Genomic DNA, 21894 nt, shown 5'->3' with positions numbered 1-21894 from the left:
ATTATACGATAAGGTGAATTGAAGTTCCAACAGTTAGACTCTAAAATTACTTTTGATTATTTTATATATAGTCATATACTGTTAAGCATAAGGAGATGACTATATATGAAACAAGGAACAACGATTATTACATTAGATAACGGATACCATCTATGGACTAATACACAAGGTGAAGGAGATATTCAATTACTTTGTCTTCACGGCGGACCTGGTGGAACACATGAATATTGGGAAAACTTTGGTAAAGAACTTGCTGATTTAGGCGTTCAAGTATCAATGTATGATCAACTTGGATCATGGTATTCAGATCAACCTGATTATTCTGACCCTGAAATTGCTGAAAAATACCTAACATACGATTATTTTTTGGACGAAGTAGAAGAAGTTCGTCAAAAATTAGGATTGGATAATTTTTACTTAATTGGACAATCATGGGGTGGAGCTCTTGTACAAATGTACGCTGAAAAATACGGCGATCATTTAAAGGGCGCTATCATTTCAAGTATGGTGGACGAAATTGATGAATATGTTACAAGTATTAACCAATGTCGTATGGATGCTTTAGGTCCAGAGAAAGTTAAGTATATGGAAGAAAAAGAAGCAGAGAACGATCTTGAAGACAAAACTTATCAAGAATACGTTGATGTTTTAAATGCTGAATATATTGACCGTAAGCAACCTGCAGCTATCTCACACGTAATAAGCACAATGGCAACAGATGTATACAATGTATTCCAAGGTGATAATGAGTTTGTTATTACAGGTAAGCTTAAAGATTGGCATTTTAGAAATCATCTTAAAAATATAACAGTGCCTACCCTTCTAACCTTTGGAGAACACGAAAGTATGCCAATTTCTACTGCAAAAATTATGCAAAAAGAAATTCCACATGCAAGACTAGAAACAACACCAAACGGAGGTCATCATCACATGATTGATAACCCTCCAGTATACTTTGATCATTTGAAGAAATTCATTCGAGATGTAGAATCTGATAATTTTAACGATTAAAAAAAGACCTCAAATTGAGGTCTTTTTTATTTTATTTAGCTTCTGCAGCTTCTTTATAAGCAATATTTCTTTTTTTCATTTCATGTGCATACCACATAAATACTAGTAGATATGCAGCAAGAGCTAATATTGCATAAATAATAAATTCAATCTGACCCTTAGATGCATTACCAACTAAGTAAGCCAAGAATTTTTCAATAGGTCCTTCCATTGTCGAATGTGAAATCAATGTTGATGCTGACAATCCCTTTGGGAAAGCACCTACAGCTTTAGCTGTTTGAGTAATGAAAGGTGCAGACAAAGTTCCTGCCCATAAGAATAATGGTAATTCTATTGTACCAATAACAATCATTCTTATTATTTTACCTCTTGTAACTACTAATAATGCCGGTGTAACACCCATAGCAATTATTCCACCTAGAGGTAGAATTTTATTTCCTGGTAAGACCAGTGCTTCTAACAGCATAATAGGTGCCAAAACATTTGCAGCTGCCCAAATTTCTGCACGACCGGCAAGAAATGGCCAGTCCAAACCAACATTTAACTCACGACCTTCAAGTTTGGAATTAGCAAAATCAGTAATTCCTTGTGACAGTGGTTCTACGGCCGCAATAAACCATGATCCAATAATTGAGAACAACTCTAGTGTAAATGCTGCAGTGAATGATAATACAAATATTTCCTTCATTCCTTGATGAGATAGTAATCCTATAAAGATACCTAAATAAATACCAATTGCAAACTTACTACCCCAAAATCCGATTTTTCTATTCAAGGTTGCTGCATCAAAATCAAATCTATCTAACCATGGGAAGAGCACATCGAATATTTTATCAAATATCATGATAAATGGATTCATCATATAATTCATGTGTGTAGTGGTCATAGGGTTTGATTCAGGAGCTCCCATCAAATCATTAAATGTAGGTTTCATTAAATCAGAATTAATAATTTTTAAGATTCCAACAAAAACAACCAAAATTGTTGCAATAAATATATTCGCTCCAAAAAACATTGTTAACAAACCAATAAATGATAAATGCCAGATATCGAAAATATCAACATCCAATGTATTTGTTTTATTCCAAACTAACATGATTAAATTTACAATCAACATAATCATTAAGAAAAACAATGTATAAGGTGAGCCCCAAGTTATTGTAGCAAGTGGAGCCCAACCTACATCAGTGACCGATAAACTTATTCCTGTTGATTTAACAAATGCAGTTAAGGCACTTTGGAATGTTGTTGTTAAAATACCAATAACTGATCCAATTGCAGTTAGAGCGATAGCTAACTTAATACCACCCTCCAAAGCTTTTGAAAATTTAACTCTAAAAATTAGAGCGATTAGCGTTAAAACAATCATCATTAATGGTGCTGCGCCAAGATCTATCAATGGTTTAAAAATAGAATTGGCAAAGTCAACTATCTGAGTCATAATTCTCACCTCAAAAAATCTTTTTTATTAGCTATTTTTTATTGCTTCTTCTACTTGATCATATACAGGTTTTGCCATAGCAGGCATGCGATACAAAATAGGTCCTGCATCAACCTCAGGAATACTAATGTTAAATCCTAAATCTGTTTTTGAAATTGGGGTAAATAAATCATAATTTCCAATCATATCTTCTGTAATATCTTTTACCATTACTGCATCGCACTGAACATCATAACCACGATTTTTCATTTCCGTTTCAAGTGCATCCTTAATTTGATGTGATGAATTTACTCCTGCTCCACAAGCTGCTAAAATTTTAAACATAATTTTTCTCCTTTTAATTTAATCTTGTGCATACTGCGCAAATTTTCTGGTTAGAAATTTGTAGATACTCTCAGTATCTTCTAATTTAAAAAAGGTAATTAATTCATTCTCAGAAGTTCTTGACATAAAATCCATTATTCTTGCTAAAATATTTGATTGGCCTTCTGGATTATCATTCAAAATCATAAATAGAAATTTAACTTTAAAATTCTTCGAAGGGTCAATCATATTGTTAAAAGTAATTTCATTTTTTAATTTCACGGGTACAACCATAGTTGTTTTTACAAATTCACTTTCTGTATGCGGAATCGCAATATTAGGAATTTGAGTTGAAACTACTGACATATCTATTCCTGTAGGATAATTTTTTTCTCGTTCTTCTAAATTGGCTAAAAATTCTTTCGTAACTAAATCTTCCTTATACAATTTCTTATATATTTCCTCGAAAACTTCAACTTGGCTGTTAGCGTTTGATATAAAAACCTCTTCTGAATAGAACAATTTATCTGTCGTTTCCACAGTCATATACATCGCCTGCCCTTTTGTTTGTTTTTGTTTGCAACTATATGTTAACGCTTTCACAAAATATGTCAATATTTTCCTGAAATGTTTTTCAACGCTGTTAAATCAGCATTTCCAGGTGTTGACAGAAGCGAAAGGTAATGTTAAATTATGTTTGAAGTTAACAAAACCAAACAAAAAAGAGGCGATTTCTTGTTAAAAAAAGAGAGATTTATCAAAATACTATCCAACTTAGACGAGAAAAATGTCATTACAGTAAATGACCTTACTGAGAAATTGAATGTTTCTGATATGACTATAAGAAGAGATTTAGACGAGCTAGCAAGCTCTGGCAAACTCATAAGAATTCATGGGGGCGCACAAAAAATAAATTCTACAACCGGTGAAGAAGCTTCTATCAGGGATAAACGTTCTATTAATCTAAAGGAAAAACAAGAAATTGCAAAAATAGCTGCAAATGAGATTAAGGACTTCGAGACGATTTTTATCGGTCCGGGAACTACTTTAGAACTTATAGCCCAATATATTAAAGACGTTCATTCCATAAGAGTCATAACAATAAGCGTTGATGTTTTTCAGAGTTTTATCAATGAAAATGTTGATTGTGAACTTATACTAACTGGGGGAACATACCGGAAACGTTCGGGTACATTAATAGGTACTGTTGCAAACAATACTATAGAATCATTAAAATTCGACAAAGCTTTTATCGGAGTGAATGGAATTAAAAATGCCGATTTAATGACAGCAAACACAGAAGAAGGTGAACTACAAAATATTGCTTTAAATAATTCGACGACAAAATATATAACAGCTGATAAACATAAACTTAACAAAAATGATTTTTATGTATTCTATAATCTTACAGATGCGGATTACTTGATTACAAATAAGAATAATTCTTATGAAACCATAGATTATTATCAGCAATATGTTTCACTATTGACAGAAATTAGGAGGAAATAAAATGATAATTGCATTAGCTTCAGATAAATATGGGATGGAATTGAAAAACTATATTAAAGAATATTTAAAAAATAAAAATAAAGACTACAAAGTAGTTGATCTTGCAGAAGAACCATTTGATGATTTTGTTGATTCTTCAGTTGAACTTTCTAACTATATACTAAATAAAAAAGCCGATCGAGGAATTATATTTGATGAATATGGCGTTGGATCAGCAATGGCAAGTAATAAAATTCATGGAATGGTTACCGCTAATGTAACTGAGGAAAACACAGCTCATATGACAACAGAACATAACGGTGCAAAGGCGATTGCAATTGGTTCAGGAATTGTGGGAAAAAAACGTGCTGAGTCAATCGTAGATGAATATCTAGGTGTTAACTATGCCGGCGGAAGACATCAAATAAGACTAGATATGTTAGAAAAACTGGTTTAGGAGGAAATAAAATAATGAAAATTGCTATTGGTAATGACCATATTGTCACTGAAGTAAAGATACAAATTTCTGATATGTTAAAATCACTTGGACATGAAGTGATTGACGTAGGAACTTACGATAATACTAGAACTCACTACCCTATTTATGGTTTAAAAGTTGCTGACTTGGTTCGAGATAAAGATGCGGATTATGGTGTTGTTCTTTGCGGAACAGGTGTTGGTATTTCTACAGCCGCCGATAAAAACAAAGGGATTCGTTCTGCACTGGTAGCTGATACAACTGCAGCAAAATATGCAAAAGAACACCTTAATGCAAATGTTATTAGCTTTGGAGGCGCAGTTGTTGGAGAACATCTAGCTGAAGAAATAGTTAAAACGTTCTTGAAGGCAAATTATTTGGGTGAAGATGATGAAATAATTAAAAAAATAGATGATCTAGAGCCTGATAATCCCGAGCAACACGATAACCCCAATTTTTTCAGTCATGAATTGGTATTATGGGATCAGGGTCATTATCATGACTAACATTTGCGTTAAAAGAAAACGCTTTTAAAATAATTTAAATAAAGAGGAAATTAATTATGATGACTCCTAATAAATATAAACAACTTGAAAAAATGTCAAACAACGATGGAATAATAGCTGCTTTAGCTATTGATCAACGAGGATCTCTGAAAAAAATGCTAGCTAGTTATTCCGATACACCAAATGAAAATGATATTGTTGAATTCAAAAAAGCAATTTCTAGTGAACTGACACCTTATGCATCTTCTATTCTTTTAGACCCTGAATATGGATTACCTGCAGCTAAGGTTCGTGCTGATAATACAGGTTTATTAGTTGCATACGAAAAAACCGGATATGATACTACAGAACCAGGAAGAATGCCCGATTTAATTCCGGAATGGTCTGTAAAAAACCTAAAAGAAGCTGGTGCTGATTCAATTAAATTCCTACTCTATATCGATATTGATGAAGATAAAAAAATAAACGAACAAAAAGAAGCTTTTGTGGAACGTATTGGTTCTGAATGTGTTGCAGAAGACATCCCACTATTTGTTGAACTAGTTTCATATGATGCAAATATTACTGATGCCAAAAGTTCAGAATATGCAAAAGTTAAACCACATAAAGTTATCGAAGCAATGCGTGAATTTTCAAAACCTCGCTATAACATTGATGTACTAAAAGTCGAAGTTCCTATTAATTTAGACTATGTTGATGGATACAACGGTTCAAATCTAAGTGTTTACACAAAAGATGAAGCTTTAAATTATTTCAAAGAACAAAGTGAGGCAACTGATTTGCCATATATCTTTTTAAGTGCTGGTGTTAGTGCTGAAACATTCAGAACAGAGCTAATTTTAGCCAAAGAAGCTGGTGCTGATTTTAATGGTGTTCTGTGTGGACGTGCAACTTGGAAAGGTGCAATAGAACCTTATGCAAAAGATGGTGAAGAAGCAGGTATTGAATGGATGGATACTGAAGGTAAAAAGAACATAGAAGAGTTAAACAACGTTCTTAAAGAAACGGCTACTCCTTGGTTTAAAAAAGTAAGACAAACTGTTTAATAAAAAAAGACCTCAAATTGAGGTCTTTTTTCTATCCTTATCTATTAAAAATATTAGTAAAACTAGCAACAATATAATTACAGACAATACAACTAGCTCCTTAAAATGGCTCTGGATGATTGCATTGCCTCCCAGTGCATAAATTATTGCCATGGGTAAGCTACCAATAATTGTAGCTGTGATAACTTTTTTTCTAGATAAATTGGTACTTACAGAGGTTAAACTGATAATTGATGTTGGAATAAAAGGTATCGCATAACCTATCACAATTCCCATACTGGGATGATTCATAGATCTAATTTTTTGACCAAATTTCGTTTTCTTTTTTCGTTTATCTATGTGTTCATTAAAGTTAATAAATATGCGCTGAGCAATCAAATTTCCAGCTACCATTCCCGCAACATTAATAAACGAACCTATGATTTTACCAAAAATTATACCTGACAAAATTCCTATAACTGATACAGGTAATCCTGGCACGATGGAGCAACAAGCTAATAAAAGTAAAAATAGAAATATGTCTAAAAATCTATATTGCTTAATACTAGTCAGAAACTTTTCTAAATTTAACATAGAAAAAACAGGTTGCAGATTTCCCCACTCCCTTAAAATTATTATTAGAATAATAATAACAGCTAATAACGATGTTAAATAAATATATTTTTTAGAACTGTCTAATTTCAATCTTATCCGCCCTTTTAATTTAAACGTTAGTCTAATTATAGTAGAATAGTACTATTAAGACTAGGAGTGATTAAATGTCAAAATACGAAATTTACTTTATTAGGCACGGTAAAACTGTTTTCAATACATTTAAAAAAATGCAAGGTTGGTCTGATACACCTCTTACAGAAGCAGGAGTTTTGGTTGCAGAAAAAGCCGCATTAGCACTTAAGGATATTAAGTTTGATATTGCTCTTTCTTCTGATACAACTCGTGCAATGTCCACTTGTCGTATTATCCTTCAACAAAATGTAAACAAAGATAAGTTAAAACAAGATACTATCAAGGAATTTAGAGAAGAATTCTATGGATACTTTGAAGGAATGAACTCTGATGAAGCCTGGCTAATGGCTGGACAACCACATGGTGTATTCTCATTCCCTGAAATTAACGAAAAATATGGCCTAGATGCTTCTAAAAACTTTATGAAAGAAGCAGATCCTTCTCACATGGCTGAAAACGCAGAAGAATACTGGGCAAGAATTGACAAGGGATTTGAAAAATTAGATAAAATTGCCAAAGATGGTGACAAGATTTTACTAGTTTCTCACGGTACAACTATTCAATCTCTTGCTGATAAATATAAAAAAGAGGCCTTCAATACATTTACTGGTCCTAGAAATGCTTCATTAAGTCGTATGGTCAGAGACAATGGCGTAAATGTTATGGAAACTTACAACGAAATTTTAGGATAAAAACACCCTTAGAGGTGTTTTTTTATATCCTAGATACGATAATAAAACAAAAATTCAAAAAAATTTTAGAGTATAATATTTATTGTAACAATGACAGTTTGTGGCACCCTGTCTTAAAAAATCACACAGTTAAGGAAGTATTTATCCATGAAGCGAAGTACCGAAAATAACATAATTTCAGTAGGTATAGTAGCAGCCTTATATGTTGCTGTGACACTTGCTATTGCACCGTTTAGTTACGGAGCAATTCAACTAAGAATTTCTGAGTTGTTCAATCACCTTGCAGCATTCAATAAAAAATATATTTTTGCGATAACCTTAGGTTGCTTTATCGCAAATATATTTTCGCCATTAGGTTTGATAGATATGATTTTTGGAACTATAGCTTCACTTATTTGCACAACATTAACCTGGTTATTTGCAAAAAACATCAAGAATAAATACTACAAATACATTATTGCAACATTTTGCCAGCTACCTGGTACATTTATAGTTGCATTAGAATTAAACATATACATGAAGTTACCGCTATTATTGACATGGTTAACCGTTACAATTGGTGAATTTATTTCCATGTTCATCGGTGCAATCATTGTCGATCTTGTTTCTAGAAAAATAAACTTTAGTGAAGGAAAAATAATCAAATGAAATTCTCAGATGTATTAAAAGAGATTGAAAACGGTAAAAAAGCTCGTCGCAAAAGTTGGTCTGTTGGTGAGGAATATATATTTGAAGTGACTGATTTAAAAATCTCAGGAGACAATGTAAATCCTTTTCTACTCATTAAAACTGACGAAAATCCTAGTCTTTCAATATTTCAACCCAATACCTGTGAAATTCTAGCAAATGATTGGGAAATTGTAGAATGACTGCTATCTACCCTGATTTAAAAGGAAAAAAGATTTTTATAACTGGTGCTAGTAGTGGAATTGGAAAAGCACAGTGCTTAGCTTTTCTTGATCAAGGCGCAATTGTTTTTGCTGTAGATAAATCTAAATGTAACATTAAACAGAATAACTTTAATTTTAAATTAATTGATATCAACGATTCTAATAACATTATAGATCACTTAAATACATTAAATAACATTGATATAGTTTGTAATACTGCTGGTATTTTGGATGATTTTTCTCCCAGTCTGGAAACCTCAAGATATAAATGGGATAAGGTCATAAATACTAATTTAACCAGTATGTTTACCGTTACAAACGTAATGGTAGAAAAAAGCATCTCGACCAAATCACCTTTAGTGGTAGTAAATATGGCTTCAATTGCCGGAATGATTGCAAGTGGAGGTGGAGCTGCTTATACTGCTTCAAAGCATGCTATCGTTGGTTACACAAAGCAACTGAACTTCGACTATGGAAAAAAAGGAATAAGAGCAAATTGTATATCACCCGGCGCTGTTAAAACTTATATGACAAAAGAAGATTTTAATAATAACGCTGAAGTTGCTAAAAGAGTTGCCTCTGAAACCCTTATTAAACGTTATGCTGATCCTAGTGAAGTTGCAGAATTAACATTATTTTTAGCTAGTGATAGTTCCAAATATATTTATGGAGCTAACATACCTATCGATGCCGGTTTTATTCTGGGGAAGAAAATATAATAAAAAACACCTTTACATTGTAAGGTGTTTTTTTATGCCATTCTTCTATCAATAACTTTTGACAATAATGACAGTGCATAACACACAACGAAATACATTACAGCCATCGCTACAAAGATAGGAACGATAAAGTTGGGATCTTGACCATAGACTACTTGACCATGTTGCATTAATTCAGGAACAACAATGATTGTAGCTAACGATGTATCCTTAATTAAAGAAATGAACTGACTAACTAGTGCAGGTATCATTTTCTTGTATGCTTGAGGCAATACAACATGCCACATTGCTTGAATAAACGTCATACCGTTCGCCCTTGAAGCCTCCATTTGTCCAATATCAACGGCGTTAATACCAGATCTAATAATTTCAGCAATCATCATTGATTCAAATACCGAAATTGCTAATATTGCGGCTGGAATAGTATCCGGTTTGAATCCAAACGCTGGCAAGCCAAAATATGTAAAGAAGATAATCAACAATAGTGGTAGATTACGTACAATATCAATTATCAATCCAATAAATTTTGAAAAATATGGAATTTTAGAATATCTAATTATTCCTAAAACAGATCCTAATATGAAGCTGATAACCAGAGAAATTACAGAAATTTCAATAGTAACTAATAGACCCTTTAGAAGGAATAATATATTAACTGGTGAATAAGCGTCGATAAATGTTTGCATAATATTTTCCTCCTTCTAGACGATCTTTCTCTCTAAGTGCTGCATGTAGTAACTGATTGGTAAAGTAATAATAAGGTAGAAAATGGCTACTACAAAATATGTATTAACTGTTTCAAATGTAGTGGATGCAATTGAATTACCTTGATACATCAAATCAAATCCAGCCACAAAGGCTAACACACTTGAATTTTTAACTAGGTTTACGAATTGATTTCCTAGCGGTGGAATTACATATTTAAATGCTTGTGGCAAAACAATATAGCGCATTGCTTGCACATATGTCATACCGTTTGAACGAGATGCTTCCATTTGTCCGACATCCACTGAATTAATACCAGCACGAACTGTTTCAGCGATAAAAGCTGATGTATAGATTGTTAATCCAATTGTACCAGCAGCAAAGCCATTAATTTTCACAACATACATTGGTATTACTAGATAAAAGAACATTGTGATAACTAATAATGGAATATTTCTAAAAATTTCTACATAAACATTACCAACAATTCTAGCAAACTTATTAGGTATAACTTCCAGAATAGCGAAGAATGATCCTAAAATTAAACTAAAGAATAATGCCAAGACACTTGATAACAAAGTCCAACCGAATCCTGTAAGAAATTGAGACCAATTATCTACAAAAAGTTTAATCATATCTTAGCACCTCCTTATAGTTAAAACCGGGAACATCCCCAAACCATTTTTTAATTAGCTTATTATATTCTCCATCTTTAATAACTTCTTCCAAAGCTTTATTGATAGCTTGTTTGAAATCATCTTGACCTTTATTAATTCCAATCCCATATGGTTCCACAGTAAATGGTTTTCCTTGAACAACATAACCAGGATTTTGAACAGCCATACCTGCCAAAATAACATTATCTGTTGTTAGAGCATCACCCTGTCCAGATTTCAATGCTGTCATAGCTTGTGCATAATCTGGTAACTGTAGAACTTTAGCATCTGGCGCGTATTTTTGAACATTCTGAACTGAGTTTGATCCCACAACGCCGATTACCGTTTTACCATTAAGATCACTAACTTTTTTAACATCAGATCCGTCTTTTACAAGAATAGATTGACCAGCATCAAAATATGAATCTGAGAAATCAAGAACCTTTTCTCTATCTGGTGTAATTGTCATAGTAGCAATAATTGCATCTATATTACCATTTTTCAAAAGAGGAATTCTTGATTGAGATGTAACGGTTACAAATTTTGCTTTAGCATCTTTACCAAGCATTTTTTTAGTAATTGCTTTGGCTAAATCAATCTCAAATCCCTTGTCTTCACCATCTTTAACATCAATCAATCCTATTAATTTTGTATCGGCCTTAACACCCCAAGTAATTGTTTTTGATTCTTTATCATTGTCTAAAATATTTTGTTTTGATAATGGCTTTTGACCACAACCACTCAACAATATTAAAGCTAGAAATAGGGTTGAAATTAATAGTAAATATTTTTTAAATTTCATATATTATTCCTCCCCTATATCAATGTTTAATTATCTTACTTAAGAATTGTTTAGCTCTCGGATTAGATGGATTTTCAAAGAATTTACTTGTTTCATCGTCAGCCAATATTTGTCCTTGATCCATAAAAATAACTCTGTTTGCAACTTCTTGAGCAAATCCCATTTCATGGGTAACGATCAAGCTTGTCATATCACTTTGACTTGTAACATATTTTATAACTCTTAAAACATCATCAATCATTTCAGGATCCAAAGCACTCGTTGGTTCATCAAATAACATACACTTAGGTCGCATTGCTAGTGAACGTGCAATTGCCACACGTTGAGCTTGACCACCTGAGATTTGAGATGGCATATTCTCAGCTTTATCAGCTAAACCAACCTGATCCAAAATGTCCATAGCTCTTTTTTTATTTTCAGTTTCATCTAATTTCAAAACTATCCTAGGTGCTAACATGACATTCTCTAAAACGTTTTTGTTTTGATATAAATTAAAATGTTGGAATACCATACCTACATCTGTTCTAATACGATTTATATCTGTTTTTCTATCAGCAATATCATGACCATTTACAATAAGCTGACCTTCTTGAATAGTTTCCAGACCATTTACAGTTCTAGCAAGAGTACTCTTACCAGAACCTGACGGTCCTATTAAAACTACAGTTTCTCCCTTATCAATTTCCAAATTAATATCTTTTAATGCGTGAAACTTCCCATAATATTTTTGAACGTCACGAAATTCAATCATTGACATATTCCCTGACTCCCTTCATTTATTAGTTAATCGTTAAAGACTCATTAAAAATATTCTAATATTAAAAGACTTCTTAAGCAAGTCTTTTAATAACAGCGATTAAATACTTCCGATTACAATAATCATAGATCTAATTCAAATATTATTCTAATTTTCGAAACTTATCTAATGTGTTGATCAAAAAATTATAGCTTTAGCTTTTATTTTTACTTATAATATTAATTCTATGTTAAAAATGGAGGTGGATTATTTTGGATAATAAACTCACTGAAATTACTTCCAAAAAATCCTATATTTCTTGGCCGGTTATTGCCTTACTAGATTTTGTCACAGTTATTAGCTTTGACGATCTTATTTACAATTTTAAGAATCAAGGACTAGGTGTCGTTACTACCTGGATTTTAATGCTAGTTTTATTTGTCGTACCATATGAAATGATGGTCGGTAATCTAGGTTCTGCTTTTTCTGGGGACTCAGGTGGGCTAACTTCATGGGTAAGAGAAACTAGTGGAAATACTTGGGGATATATTTGCGCCTGGGTATACTGGATTTCTTGTCTTCCATATATAGTTGATGTTGCAAACTCTACTTTAATTTCATTTGGTTGGATTTTAACTGGTAACAATTCAATTTCTAAATCAATGAGTAACAGCACTTTTGCTTTGCTAACCGCTGCCATATTTATTACTTTTATTTTCATACAGCACCGATTGAAAAACTCTATCAAGTGGTTGGCAATAATTGGTGGAAGTGCAATGTTTATAATTACAGTTCTTTATGTAATGTTGACGTTCGTTTATCTTGGAACCGGCAATGCTCCTAGTACACAACCATTCAACTTGAAATCATTTATTCCTAAATTAGATCTTCATTATATTTCTACATTTAGTTTGGTTATCTTTGCAATGAGCGGTTCAGAATATGTCGGTCCTTACATTAGCCAAATGAAAGATGGCAAAAGAGATTTTCCTAAAGCAATGTGGCTTTTGGCAATAATGACAGGATTCCTTACAGTTTTAGGATCATTTTCTCTAGGTGTATTTTTCAATGCACATAGCTTACCGCATGATTTAAAAATGAATGGTTCATACTACGCTTTTGAAGCTATGGGCAATCATTTTGGATTAGGAAAACTATTTCTATATACATTCTCGATTACACAAGCTATCTATATGATGGCACAATTAGCTGTCTTACTAGATGCTGGAACTCGAATGTTTCTATCTGATACTGCAAAAGATTATTTACCAAAAGCCTTAACTAAGCTAGATAAAAGAGGATTGCCCATTAATGGATATTGGCTGACTGCAGGAATTTGCACATTTATAATGGTTTTAAGTGCTACCCTTCCAAATATGAACGACATTTTTAATCAACTACTTAGCCTAAATGGAATTATTTCACCATATGCCTCATGTTTTGTTTTTAGTTCTTTCATAATACTGAGATTTAAAGATGATAAATTTAACTCGGAATTCAGGTTTATAAATAACAGAAATTTAGCAATAATAGCTGGTATATGGTGCTTAACTTTAACCTTTTCCGCTGCAACGCTTGGAATCATCCCTGCTGATGCCAAATTTGGCACTACAACTTGGTACCATACACTTATACTGAATATTTCTGAGCCTTTGATTATGGTTGCCATCGGAGCTATTTTGCCAATAATTGCCAAATATGAAAGAAGAAACTAAAAAAAGCTATCTTAATTTTGATAGCTTTTTTATTTTAAATTAAAAAATGTTATGATATTAGGAATCGAAGGGACTGATTATCATGAGAAATAAAATGTTAAAAGTTAAAAAGTTAAAATAATTTTAGAAATACCTCTAGGATATTTCTAACTAATCCAGGAGGATTATATGGACAACACAAATATTGAAAAACAAAGAGTAATTATTGCTGGAGTTAGTCATTTACAATCAGATTTTGATTATACTATGGAAGAATTAGAATCGTTGGTAAATGCAAATAACATGGAAGTAGCTGAAGTTATAAAACAAAATCTTGACCATGTTAGTGGTTCTACCTACTTTGGTAAGGGTAAAGTAGAAGAGATTGCCCAGATTGCAGAAAACAATGATGTCACAACTATTGTTTTAAATGACGAATTAACCCCATCTCAAATTAGAAATTTAGAAAAAGCTACGAAGTTAAGCTTCATGGATAGAACTGAACTAATACTGCAAGTTTTCTCAAATCGAGCTCAAACAAAACAGGCTAAGCTACAAGTTGAAATTGCAAAATTAGAATATCAATTGCCACGCATTCACCCGTCAGGTAATCCATTAGATCAACAATCTAGTGCCGGTGGATCTGGAGCAGTAGCTAACCGTGGTGCTGGTGAAACAAAATTAGAATTAGATCGTCGTGTTATTAGAAAAAGAATTACATATTTAAAATCACAATTAGCCGATGTCGATAAAACATTAGATATACAGAGTCGCAAAAGAACTAGTAACTCAACTCCACTAGTATCTCTAGTGGGTTATACTAATGCCGGCAAGTCTACAACTATGAATGGACTTTTGAATTTTAATAAGGAAGACTCACAAGATCGAAAAGTTTTCGAAAAAGATATGTTGTTTGCAACACTAGATACCAGTGTACGTAACATTGAATTAGAGGATAATACTATTTTTTTACTATCTGATACAGTGGGATTTGTTAGTAAGTTACCCCATAAATTAGTTGAATCATTTAAAACTACACTTAAAGAAGCACAGAACGCTGATCTTTTAGTTCAAGTGATCGATGTTAGTGATGAAAATTCTAAAAAAATGATTGAAGTTACTGAACAAACACTTAAAGAAATTGGTGTAACGGATAAACCAATGATTTATGCTTACAACAAGGCGGATCTAAAAGAAGGTATGACATTCCCTACTATTGAAGGTGATAACCTTTATTATTCTGCAAGAGATGAAAACTCAATTAAGGAACTACTAAATTTGATCAAAGAAAGAATTTTTTCTAACTTTGAAACTGTGGAGTTAATTGTTCCCTATACTGATCAAAAAATTGCTGAACAAATTCTTAGAAAATCGCAAGTTGTTGAAAAAGAATTCCAAAATGAAGGAACTTATATTAAAGTTAAATTTTCTCCAAATGAAATTAAACAATATGATAAATACCTAAAAAAGGCCTAACTAATTGAAGTTAGGTCTTTTTATTTTGAAAATACTTAGTTTTTATTAAATTAGAGTTTTTTTAATATTAATTTCTTGAATTTAATAATATTTATAGTAATCTAATAATATGATAAGCCTTAAGGGGGTTTAATAATGAATAAAAAGAAAATATTTCTGGCTTTATTACCAGTTTTTTTACTCACTACATTATTAGTCGGTTGTGGCAATAATAATGAAACCAGCGATAAAAAAACACTTGAACTTACTTCATCTACACAAATTAATACTATGGACTCATCCCTAAATACAGATATGTATGGTGCACAAAACTTAACTAACACCATGTCTGGTTTGTATAGATACGATGGTGATAAGTTAGAACCTGATTTGGCAAAATCAGTTGTCAAACCAACTAATGGGGGAAAAACATATACATTTGAATTACGTAAATCCAAGTGGTCAAACGGTAAGTATGTTACAGCTGACGACTTTGTTTACGCATGGAGAAGAATCGTTGATCCTCAAACTGCTTCACAATATGCCTATATCTATAGTGGTGTAAAAAACGCCGATGACATTATGATAGGTAAAAAGCCTGTAGATTCATTGGGTATAAAAGCATTAGGAAAATATAAACTTCAAGTAGACTTGGATCAACCCATTCCTTACTTCAATGCTTTAATGACTAGTTCTCAGTTCTATCCATTGTATAAACCAACTGTAGTTGCAGCTGGTAAACAATACGGTCTAGATAGTAGCAAAATGGTTTTCAACGGACCATTTAAGCTAGTCAATTGGAAGGTTGGTAACATGACTTGGACCGAAGTAAAGAATGATAAGTATTGGAATAAAAACAATGTAAAACTTGATACAGTTACATACGATGTAATTAAAGACAGTAACACTGGTATTAATCTCTATGATACACACATGGTAGATCGTTTCGAGAAAATCGGTGGTGATACCGCAAGACAAGTTGCCACAAGCAAGGATTTTTCTATTGATAAACAACCTTCTACTGCATACATTGAACTGAATCAAGCAAAAGATCCTGTTTTAAGAAATCAAAAAATAAGACAAGCTATTTCTCTTTCATTTGATAGAAAAGAACTTACTGAAAATGTTTTAGGAAAAACAGCCATCTTAGATTCTACTGTAGTTCCTTCTGGAATTTCTAAAGACCCTACTACTGGTAAAGACTTCACAGAAAATCCTGAACTTAATAGTTTGAAGCAATACTCTGAGTATAATCCTAAAAAAGCTGCAAAATTGTGGAAAGAAGGATTAAAAGAAACAGGTGAAAAGAATCTTACATTCACTCTTCTAGGTGACAACATTTCTGTTAAGCAAAGTGAATTCTTACAAAGTCAGATGGAAAAAAATCTTCCTGGAATTAATGTAAAAATTGAAAATGTACCATTTAAAAATAGATTACAACGTTCAACTTCTGGTGACTTTGATATGGTTGTATCGCTATGGAATGGTGATTATCCTGATCCTATAACATTCTTAAACCTATTTACTACTGGAAATCCACAAAATAATGGTAAATATAGTAATAAAGAATATGACAAGTTGATAAACGATAGTGAGACAATACATGCTAATGATCCAGTTGCTAGAAACAACGATCTAATAAAAGCAACTAAGATTATTACTGAAGAACAAGGTGTTATACCAATGTTCCAAAGTGTCCAAGCTAACTTAACTCGTCCTAACTTAAAGAATTATAAGATATCTCCAGTTAGTCTTTATAACCTAGATACTACTTACAAAAAATAAAAATTAGGGGAAAAAATATGACAAAATATATTCTCAAAAGAATACTATATTTATTCATTACTTTGTTCATCGTTGCCACTATTACTTTCTTCCTAATGAAGTTACTTCCAGGTACACCCTTCTCTAATCAAAATAGATTAGCACCTGAACAACTTGCATTAGTTAAGAAACAATACGGTTTAGATCAACCTATCTGGATTCAATATTTAAAATATTTAGATAGTTTGCTACATGGTAATCTTGGTACTTCATTCCAGTTCAATAATGAACCTGTTACAGAATTAATCACCAGCCGACTAGCTCCTTCAATGCAAATTGGTGCTCAAGCTATGATTTTAGGAACTATCCTTGGTATTCTACTAGGTGCTGTTTCTGCCTTTAAGAAGGATACATGGGTTGATACAACAGCTACATTCTTTTCAATTTTGGGACTTTCAATACCTTCATTCGTTCTAGCTATTGTTCTACAGTTCTATCTAGCACTAAAATGGGGTATTTTCCCTGTTGCGCTATGGAAGAATTTCCAATCCAGTATCTTGCCAACACTAGCTCTGGCAGCCTTACCTCTTGGTAATATTGCCAGATTTATGAGAACTGAAATGGTTGATGTCTTAAGTAGTGACTACATTGAACTAGCTAAAGCAAAAGGAAACAGTAGCTGGCAAGTTGTTGCTAAACACGCTTTAAGAAATTCATTAATTCCTATTATTACTATTATTGGACCTATGGCAGTTGGTATTATGACCGGTTCAATGGTTGTTGAGAATATATTCTCAATACCAGGTATTGGTGATCAATTTGTTTCTTCAATCATTACTAATGATTATCCAACAATCATGGGACTTACAATATTCTACTCATTCTTATTAATCATAATTTACTTAGTAGTGGATATTCTTTACGGAATAGTTGATCCAAGAATCAGATTAGGAAACGGAGGAAAAGAGTAATGGAAAATTTACCTAACATATCGAAAGATAAATTAAAATTAGTTACAAAAACTAATGATCAAGATAAAGAAAAACTTGATACTCCTTCCCTAACTTATATGCAAGACGTACGTCGTCGACTATTCTCTAACAAAGTTTCAATGGTTACCTTGACTATTCTAGTTATTATTATCTTAATCTCAATTTTAGCTCCCCTTATTGCTCCACACGACCCAAATGCACAGCAAGTTACATATGCTAATTTGCCACCAAAACTGGCCCAACTAAATATACCTGGATTTAATGGTTTTCAAAATCAAAATGGTCATATGGTTGATGCTTATAAACAATTAAATGTACCAAAAGGTCAATATTACATCTTAGGTACTGATTACCTAGGTAGAGATTTACTTTCAAGAATTATCTATGGTACAAGACTTTCATTATTTGTTGCTTTCGTTGCTACACTAGTTGATTTAATTATCGGTGTACCTTATGGAATTATCTCAGGATGGAGAGGTGGACGTGTGGATGCGTTCATGCAACGTTTCATCGAAATAATTTCATCTGTTCCTAACTTAATTGTTGTTATACTTATGATTTCTGTTTTACAACCCGGCATCACTTCAATTATCCTGGCCATTGCCGTTACAGAATGGGTAACTATGGCGCGTCTTGTCAGAGCCCAAACTTTCCAACTAAAAGAACAAGAATATATATTAGCTGCCAGAACTTTAGGTGAATCTTCATTCAAAATTGCAATGAAACATCTAATACCTAACCTTTCTTCAACTATTATTATTCAAACAATGTTTACAATTCCTACCGCTATATTCTTTGAAGCCTTCTTAAGTTATATCGGTATCGGTGTTCCTGCTCCAAATGCTTCATTAGGTACTTTACTATCAAACGGTCAACTGTCATTTAGATTCCTACCATATCAAATGTGGGCACCTGCTATTATCTTGAGTATCATCATGATTTGTACAAACCTTCTAGGTGATGGTTTACGTGATGCATTTGACCCTCAATCTGACCACTAAGGAGAAAAATAATGGATAAAATTTTAGAAGTTAATGATTTAGAAGTAAATTTTAATACCTATAATGGTACTGTCCATGCTATCCGTGGTGTTAGTTTTGATTTAAATGCAGGTGAAACTTTAGCTATAGTTGGTGAGTCAGGTTCTGGTAAATCCATAACTGTTCGTTCAATAATGCAATTACTTGCCTCAAATTCTGACATTACTAATGGTAGCATCAAATATCATGGCGATGATTTATTGAAAAAATCAGATAAGGAAATGGATAAGATTCGTGGAAATAAAATTTCTATGATTTTCCAAGATCCTATGACATCATTGGATCCTACTATGACAATTGGTAAACAAGTCGCTGAGCCTCTACGTATTCATAAAAACATTTCTAAAAAAGCTGCATTAAAGCGTGCGGAAGAGGTTCTAAATCTTGTGGGTATTCCTAACGCTAAGGGTAGATTGAATGACTACCCTCACCAATTTTCTGGTGGACAACGTCAAAGAATTGTTATTGCAATAGCTATCGTAGATTATCCAGAAATTCTAATTGCTGATGAACCTACAACGGCTCTTGATGTAACTGTTCAAGCACAAATCATTGATTTGCTTAAAGAACTACAAGAAAAAATTGGTACATCTATCATATTTATAACTCACGATTTAGGTGTAGTTGCGGGTATTGCTGATCGTGTTGCTGTTATGTACGCAGGAAGATTAGTCGAATACGGAAATGTAGATGACATTTTCTACAATCCTCAACATCCTTACACATGGGGATTATTGGACTCTATGCCTACTTTAGATGTTGACGAAAATCAACATCTAAATTCTATTCCTGGTACACCACCTAACTTGCTCAACCCTCCAAAAGGAGACGCTTTTGCACCTAGAAACAAGTATGCACTAGAGATTGATCTTGAAGAACAACCACCGTTCTTTAAAGTATCAAAAAATCATTATGCCGCAACTTGGCTATTACATCCTGATGCACCAAAAGTAACCCCACCTGCTTCTGTCCAAAGACGTTTTGATGAATATAAAAAGTTAGGAGAAACAAATAATGGCTGATCAAAAAGAAAAAATTGTTGAAGTTAAACATTTAAAACAATATTTTAATATTGGCAAAAAGAATGAAGTCAAAGCTATTGATGATGTTTCTTTTTACATTTATAAAGGTGAAACTTTAGGTCTTGTTGGTGAATCAGGTTCTGGTAAAAGTACAACAGGAAGATCTATAATCCGTCTATACAGTCCAACTGACGGTGAAATTTTGTTTGAAGGTCAAGATATATCTAAAATTAAAAATCATTCTAAAAATATGAAAAAATTTCGTAAAGAAATGCAGATGATCTTTCAAGATCCGTATGCTTCATTAAACCCTAGAATGAAAGTTAAAGATATTATTTCAGAAGGATTAGATATTCATGGTATTGCCACAGGTAAAGAGGAACGTGAAGAAAAAATTGCTGAATTATTAGATATGGTTAACTTAAATCCTGAACATATGTCACGTTATCCCTACGAGTTTTCCGGTGGACAACGTCAAAGAATTGGTATTGCTCGTGCTTTAGCAGTTGACCCACAATTTATTATTGCTGATGAACCAATATCAGCCCTTGATGTATCTATTCAAGCTCAAGTAGTAAATCTACTTCAAGATATCCAAAAAGAACGTGGCCTTACCTACCTATTCATTGCTCACGATCTTTCAATGGTCAAATATATTAGTGATCGTATTGCTGTTATGTACCATGGAAAGATCGTCGAACTAGCTAGTGCTGATGAAATATATGACAATCCTCTGCACTCATACACAAAGAGTCTTCTATCTGCTATACCTATTCCAGATCCAGAAACAGAAAAGAAACGTACTAGAATTGATTTTGATCATAGTCAAGCATTTACAGATCAACATTCATTCAGAGAAGTATTACCAGGTCATTTCCTTTACTGTACTGAAGAAGAAGCTGCTAACATCAAATAAAAAAACTCCTATCGACTGATGATAGGAGTTTTTTATTTGTATATTCTTTTAGGGGGGAGAATATATTTATATATTAAGGGAATTAATGTTTTATAGGGGGAATATTATTGAAAAAAATTTACTATACGGCTTCGATTGCTTATTCGTTTCACCTCTTTGTTATTTGACTATGTATTTATAATAACTTAGACCTGTGACCAAATTTTTATGACAATTAGAAGTAATTAATAAATTTATATGAATAAACTATGAACTTGCATAAATGTCTATCTCTTTCTATTACATAAAATTCAAACTATATCTATCGACCTACTATGATACTGTGACTACTTAAACGCTTTGAAATTTAGTATCGATTTGATATCTGAGAATGATTTTAACAATGAAAATATTAAGTCTACTATTCAAATAATGAAAGCTAACTACGAAACATCTTTAGATAGATTCTCTAATAAAGATATTAATGATGATGATCAAAAGTAATTAACCCAAATAAAAAAGACTATCCGTTTAGGGTGGTCTTTTTTTTATATCCTTTCTCTGAACTTAAATAAAACAAAAAAAGAGACTATCCAAAATGGATAGTCCCTTTTCTTTTCAACAATTAATTGAAAGCATAAGTGTTCTTATTAAATCTCGTTTGATTCCATACAGCTCTTTGTGCCGCATTGCAGATACATTCTACAAAGTTTCCATTGTTATCTTTGTATCCACATACTTGATCGTCTGTTAATGAATCATAACAATTACAGTTATCAAGATCTGCTCTATCCTCTTCTTCAGAAAGATTTACACAGTCACAATAATTAATT

The 21894-nt window shown here is 32.5% G+C and carries 26 protein-coding genes; 17 read left to right on the top strand and 9 right to left on the bottom strand.

The annotated features are described in order from the left end of the window. Positions 1-105: 105 nt before the first annotated feature. Positions 106-1011, top strand: coding sequence for a proline-specific peptidase family protein (locus EKN01_RS00120; RefSeq protein WP_129044463.1), 906 nt, complete (start codon positions 106-108; stop codon positions 1009-1011). A gap of 31 nt (positions 1012-1042) precedes the next feature. On the opposite strand, the gene EKN01_RS00115 is transcribed toward EKN01_RS00120, so the two are convergent. The 3 genes from EKN01_RS00115 to EKN01_RS00105 are packed head-to-tail and all read right to left on the bottom strand — an operon-like array spanning position 1043 to position 3301. Beyond that, positions 1043-2452 (bottom strand): PTS galactitol transporter subunit IIC, encoded by a 1410-nt coding sequence (locus EKN01_RS00115; protein WP_129044462.1) that lies wholly within the window; start codon positions 2450-2452, stop codon positions 1043-1045. A gap of 27 nt (positions 2453-2479) precedes the next feature. Then, on the bottom strand, positions 2480-2779 hold the full coding sequence (locus EKN01_RS00110) for a PTS sugar transporter subunit IIB (protein WP_129044461.1): 300 nt from the start codon (positions 2777-2779) through the stop codon (positions 2480-2482). 15 nt (positions 2780-2794) lie between these two features. Next, positions 2795-3301 carry a PTS sugar transporter subunit IIA gene (locus EKN01_RS00105; RefSeq protein ID WP_129044460.1) on the bottom strand — a complete coding sequence of 169 codons (507 nt, stop codon included), beginning with the start codon at positions 3299-3301 and terminating at the stop codon, positions 2795-2797. A 147-nt stretch (positions 3302-3448) separates the two neighbouring features. Here EKN01_RS00105 and EKN01_RS00100 point away from each other — a divergent pair, with 147 nt between their 5' ends. Genes EKN01_RS00100 through lacD form a run of 4 tightly spaced genes read left to right on the top strand, consistent with a single transcriptional unit; the run spans position 3449 to position 6273 of the window. Beyond that, positions 3449-4264: a DeoR/GlpR family DNA-binding transcription regulator gene (locus EKN01_RS00100; RefSeq protein WP_241685218.1), complete on the top strand. Its 816-nt coding sequence runs from the start codon at positions 3449-3451 to the stop codon at positions 4262-4264. A gap of 1 nt (position 4265) precedes the next feature. Beyond that, on the top strand, positions 4266-4700 hold the full coding sequence (gene lacA, locus EKN01_RS00095) for a galactose-6-phosphate isomerase subunit LacA (RefSeq protein WP_129044459.1): 435 nt from the start codon (positions 4266-4268) through the stop codon (positions 4698-4700). Between the two features lie 14 nt (positions 4701-4714). After that, on the top strand, positions 4715-5227 hold the full coding sequence (gene lacB, locus EKN01_RS00090) for a galactose-6-phosphate isomerase subunit LacB (RefSeq protein ID WP_129044458.1): 513 nt from the start codon (positions 4715-4717) through the stop codon (positions 5225-5227). A gap of 59 nt (positions 5228-5286) precedes the next feature. After that, positions 5287-6273 (top strand): tagatose-bisphosphate aldolase, encoded by a 987-nt coding sequence (gene lacD / locus EKN01_RS00085; protein ID WP_129045231.1) that lies wholly within the window; start codon positions 5287-5289, stop codon positions 6271-6273. Positions 6274-6285: 12 nt separating this feature from the next. On the opposite strand, the gene EKN01_RS00080 is transcribed toward lacD, so the two are convergent. Further along, positions 6286-6957 (bottom strand): TVP38/TMEM64 family protein, encoded by a 672-nt coding sequence (locus tag EKN01_RS00080; protein ID WP_129044457.1) that lies wholly within the window; start codon positions 6955-6957, stop codon positions 6286-6288. A 74-nt stretch (positions 6958-7031) separates the two neighbouring features. Here EKN01_RS00080 and EKN01_RS00075 point away from each other — a divergent pair, with 74 nt between their 5' ends. The 4 genes from EKN01_RS00075 to EKN01_RS00060 all read left to right on the top strand — a co-directional run bounded on the left by EKN01_RS00075 (position 7032) and on the right by EKN01_RS00060 (position 9300). Beyond that, positions 7032-7691: a histidine phosphatase family protein gene (locus EKN01_RS00075; RefSeq protein WP_129044456.1), complete on the top strand. Its 660-nt coding sequence runs from the start codon at positions 7032-7034 to the stop codon at positions 7689-7691. A 147-nt stretch (positions 7692-7838) separates the two neighbouring features. Continuing rightward, positions 7839-8339, top strand: coding sequence for a QueT transporter family protein (locus EKN01_RS00070; protein ID WP_129044455.1), 501 nt, complete (start codon positions 7839-7841; stop codon positions 8337-8339). Beyond that, complete coding sequence (locus EKN01_RS00065; protein ID WP_129044454.1) at positions 8336-8560, top strand: DUF2829 domain-containing protein; 225 nt, start codon at positions 8336-8338, stop codon at positions 8558-8560. The genes EKN01_RS00070 and EKN01_RS00065 overlap by 4 nt, the downstream gene beginning before the upstream one ends. Beyond that, complete coding sequence (locus EKN01_RS00060) at positions 8557-9300, top strand: 3-oxoacyl-ACP reductase (RefSeq protein ID WP_129044453.1); 744 nt, start codon at positions 8557-8559, stop codon at positions 9298-9300. Before EKN01_RS00065 ends, EKN01_RS00060 begins: the two co-directional genes overlap by 4 nt. A 32-nt stretch (positions 9301-9332) precedes the next feature. Here the strand turns inward: EKN01_RS00060 and EKN01_RS00055 are convergent, their stop codons facing one another. The 4 genes from EKN01_RS00055 to EKN01_RS00040 are packed head-to-tail and all read right to left on the bottom strand — an operon-like array spanning position 9333 to position 12220. Then, complete coding sequence (locus EKN01_RS00055) at positions 9333-9986, bottom strand: amino acid ABC transporter permease (protein ID WP_099974147.1); 654 nt, start codon at positions 9984-9986, stop codon at positions 9333-9335. Positions 9987-10001: 15 nt separating this feature from the next. Next, on the bottom strand, positions 10002-10640 hold the full coding sequence (locus tag EKN01_RS00050) for an amino acid ABC transporter permease (RefSeq protein WP_129044452.1): 639 nt from the start codon (positions 10638-10640) through the stop codon (positions 10002-10004). Beyond that, positions 10633-11463 carry a glutamate ABC transporter substrate-binding protein gene (locus EKN01_RS00045; RefSeq protein ID WP_129044451.1) on the bottom strand — a complete coding sequence of 277 codons (831 nt, stop codon included), beginning with the start codon at positions 11461-11463 and terminating at the stop codon, positions 10633-10635. Before EKN01_RS00045 ends, EKN01_RS00050 begins: the two co-directional genes overlap by 8 nt. 19 nt (positions 11464-11482) lie before the next feature. Then, entirely contained in the window at positions 11483-12220 is a 738-nt protein-coding gene (locus EKN01_RS00040) for an amino acid ABC transporter ATP-binding protein (protein ID WP_099974144.1), read from the bottom strand. A gap of 251 nt (positions 12221-12471) precedes the next feature. Between EKN01_RS00040 and EKN01_RS00035 the strand changes: the two genes are divergently transcribed. The 8 genes from EKN01_RS00035 (at position 12472) to EKN01_RS07785 (ending at position 21565) form a co-directional block, all read left to right on the top strand. Next, positions 12472-13914, top strand: a complete 1443-nt coding sequence (locus EKN01_RS00035) for an APC family permease (protein WP_129044450.1) — start codon at positions 12472-12474, stop codon at positions 13912-13914. A 168-nt stretch (positions 13915-14082) separates the two neighbouring features. Continuing rightward, the gene (gene hflX, locus EKN01_RS00030) at positions 14083-15369 is read left to right on the top strand and encodes a GTPase HflX (protein ID WP_129044449.1); all 1287 of its coding nucleotides are present in this window, start codon (positions 14083-14085) and stop codon (positions 15367-15369) included. Positions 15370-15504: 135 nt separating this feature from the next. Then, positions 15505-17133, top strand: coding sequence for a peptide ABC transporter substrate-binding protein (locus EKN01_RS00025; protein ID WP_129044448.1), 1629 nt, complete (start codon positions 15505-15507; stop codon positions 17131-17133). Between the two features lie 17 nt (positions 17134-17150). Continuing rightward, positions 17151-18083 carry an oligopeptide ABC transporter permease gene (opp3b, locus tag EKN01_RS00020; RefSeq protein WP_099974140.1) on the top strand — a complete coding sequence of 311 codons (933 nt, stop codon included), beginning with the start codon at positions 17151-17153 and terminating at the stop codon, positions 18081-18083. After that, positions 18083-19105, top strand: a complete 1023-nt coding sequence (locus tag EKN01_RS00015) for an ABC transporter permease (protein ID WP_099974139.1) — start codon at positions 18083-18085, stop codon at positions 19103-19105. Before opp3b ends, EKN01_RS00015 begins: the two co-directional genes overlap by 1 nt. A gap of 11 nt (positions 19106-19116) precedes the next feature. Beyond that, positions 19117-20166 carry an ABC transporter ATP-binding protein gene (locus tag EKN01_RS00010; protein ID WP_099974138.1) on the top strand — a complete coding sequence of 350 codons (1050 nt, stop codon included), beginning with the start codon at positions 19117-19119 and terminating at the stop codon, positions 20164-20166. Next, positions 20159-21082 (top strand): ABC transporter ATP-binding protein, encoded by a 924-nt coding sequence (locus EKN01_RS00005; protein ID WP_129044447.1) that lies wholly within the window; start codon positions 20159-20161, stop codon positions 21080-21082. Before EKN01_RS00010 ends, EKN01_RS00005 begins: the two co-directional genes overlap by 8 nt. Before the next feature lie 339 nt (positions 21083-21421). Then, positions 21422-21565 (top strand): hypothetical protein, encoded by a 144-nt coding sequence (locus tag EKN01_RS07785; RefSeq protein ID WP_164966335.1) that lies wholly within the window; start codon positions 21422-21424, stop codon positions 21563-21565. A 121-nt stretch (positions 21566-21686) separates the two neighbouring features. On the opposite strand, the gene EKN01_RS07850 is transcribed toward EKN01_RS07785, so the two are convergent. After that, positions 21687-21894 (bottom strand): hypothetical protein (locus tag EKN01_RS07850; protein WP_206731609.1); only part of this gene is annotated, 208 nt, incomplete at its 5' end.

Source organism: Companilactobacillus metriopterae, assembly GCF_004117915.1.
Taxonomy (GTDB): Bacteria; Bacillota; Bacilli; order Lactobacillales; family Lactobacillaceae; genus Companilactobacillus; species Companilactobacillus metriopterae.
This window is presented reverse-complemented; position numbering and strand designations above follow the sequence as displayed.

What these genes read in the sequence shown, in the direction of transcription:
- EKN01_RS00120 (WP_129044463.1), top strand. Translation starts at nt 106, where the DNA reads ATGAAACAAGGAACAACGATTATTACATTAGATAACGGATACCATCTA.
- EKN01_RS00115 (WP_129044462.1), bottom strand. Translation starts at nt 2,452, where the DNA reads ATGACTCAGATAGTTGACTTTGCCAATTCTATTTTTAAACCATTGATA.
- EKN01_RS00105 (WP_129044460.1), bottom strand. Translation starts at nt 3,301, where the DNA reads ATGACTGTGGAAACGACAGATAAATTGTTCTATTCAGAAGAGGTTTTT.
- EKN01_RS00100 (WP_241685218.1), top strand. Translation starts at nt 3,449, where the DNA reads ATGTTTGAAGTTAACAAAACCAAACAAAAAAGAGGCGATTTCTTGTTA.
- lacA (WP_129044459.1), top strand. Translation starts at nt 4,266, where the DNA reads ATGATAATTGCATTAGCTTCAGATAAATATGGGATGGAATTGAAAAAC.
- lacB (WP_129044458.1), top strand. Translation starts at nt 4,715, where the DNA reads ATGAAAATTGCTATTGGTAATGACCATATTGTCACTGAAGTAAAGATA.
- lacD (WP_129045231.1), top strand. Translation starts at nt 5,287, where the DNA reads ATGACTCCTAATAAATATAAACAACTTGAAAAAATGTCAAACAACGAT.
- EKN01_RS00075 (WP_129044456.1), top strand. Translation starts at nt 7,032, where the DNA reads ATGTCAAAATACGAAATTTACTTTATTAGGCACGGTAAAACTGTTTTC.
- EKN01_RS00070 (WP_129044455.1), top strand. Translation starts at nt 7,839, where the DNA reads ATGAAGCGAAGTACCGAAAATAACATAATTTCAGTAGGTATAGTAGCA.
- EKN01_RS00065 (WP_129044454.1), top strand. Translation starts at nt 8,336, where the DNA reads ATGAAATTCTCAGATGTATTAAAAGAGATTGAAAACGGTAAAAAAGCT.
- EKN01_RS00060 (WP_129044453.1), top strand. Translation starts at nt 8,557, where the DNA reads ATGACTGCTATCTACCCTGATTTAAAAGGAAAAAAGATTTTTATAACT.
- EKN01_RS00055 (WP_099974147.1), bottom strand. Translation starts at nt 9,986, where the DNA reads ATGCAAACATTTATCGACGCTTATTCACCAGTTAATATATTATTCCTT.
- EKN01_RS00050 (WP_129044452.1), bottom strand. Translation starts at nt 10,640, where the DNA reads ATGATTAAACTTTTTGTAGATAATTGGTCTCAATTTCTTACAGGATTC.
- EKN01_RS00045 (WP_129044451.1), bottom strand. Translation starts at nt 11,463, where the DNA reads ATGAAATTTAAAAAATATTTACTATTAATTTCAACCCTATTTCTAGCT.
- EKN01_RS00040 (WP_099974144.1), bottom strand. Translation starts at nt 12,220, where the DNA reads ATGTCAATGATTGAATTTCGTGACGTTCAAAAATATTATGGGAAGTTT.
- hflX (WP_129044449.1), top strand. Translation starts at nt 14,083, where the DNA reads ATGGACAACACAAATATTGAAAAACAAAGAGTAATTATTGCTGGAGTT.
- EKN01_RS00025 (WP_129044448.1), top strand. Translation starts at nt 15,505, where the DNA reads ATGAATAAAAAGAAAATATTTCTGGCTTTATTACCAGTTTTTTTACTC.
- opp3b (WP_099974140.1), top strand. Translation starts at nt 17,151, where the DNA reads ATGACAAAATATATTCTCAAAAGAATACTATATTTATTCATTACTTTG.
- EKN01_RS00015 (WP_099974139.1), top strand. Translation starts at nt 18,083, where the DNA reads ATGGAAAATTTACCTAACATATCGAAAGATAAATTAAAATTAGTTACA.
- EKN01_RS00010 (WP_099974138.1), top strand. Translation starts at nt 19,117, where the DNA reads ATGGATAAAATTTTAGAAGTTAATGATTTAGAAGTAAATTTTAATACC.
- EKN01_RS00005 (WP_129044447.1), top strand. Translation starts at nt 20,159, where the DNA reads ATGGCTGATCAAAAAGAAAAAATTGTTGAAGTTAAACATTTAAAACAA.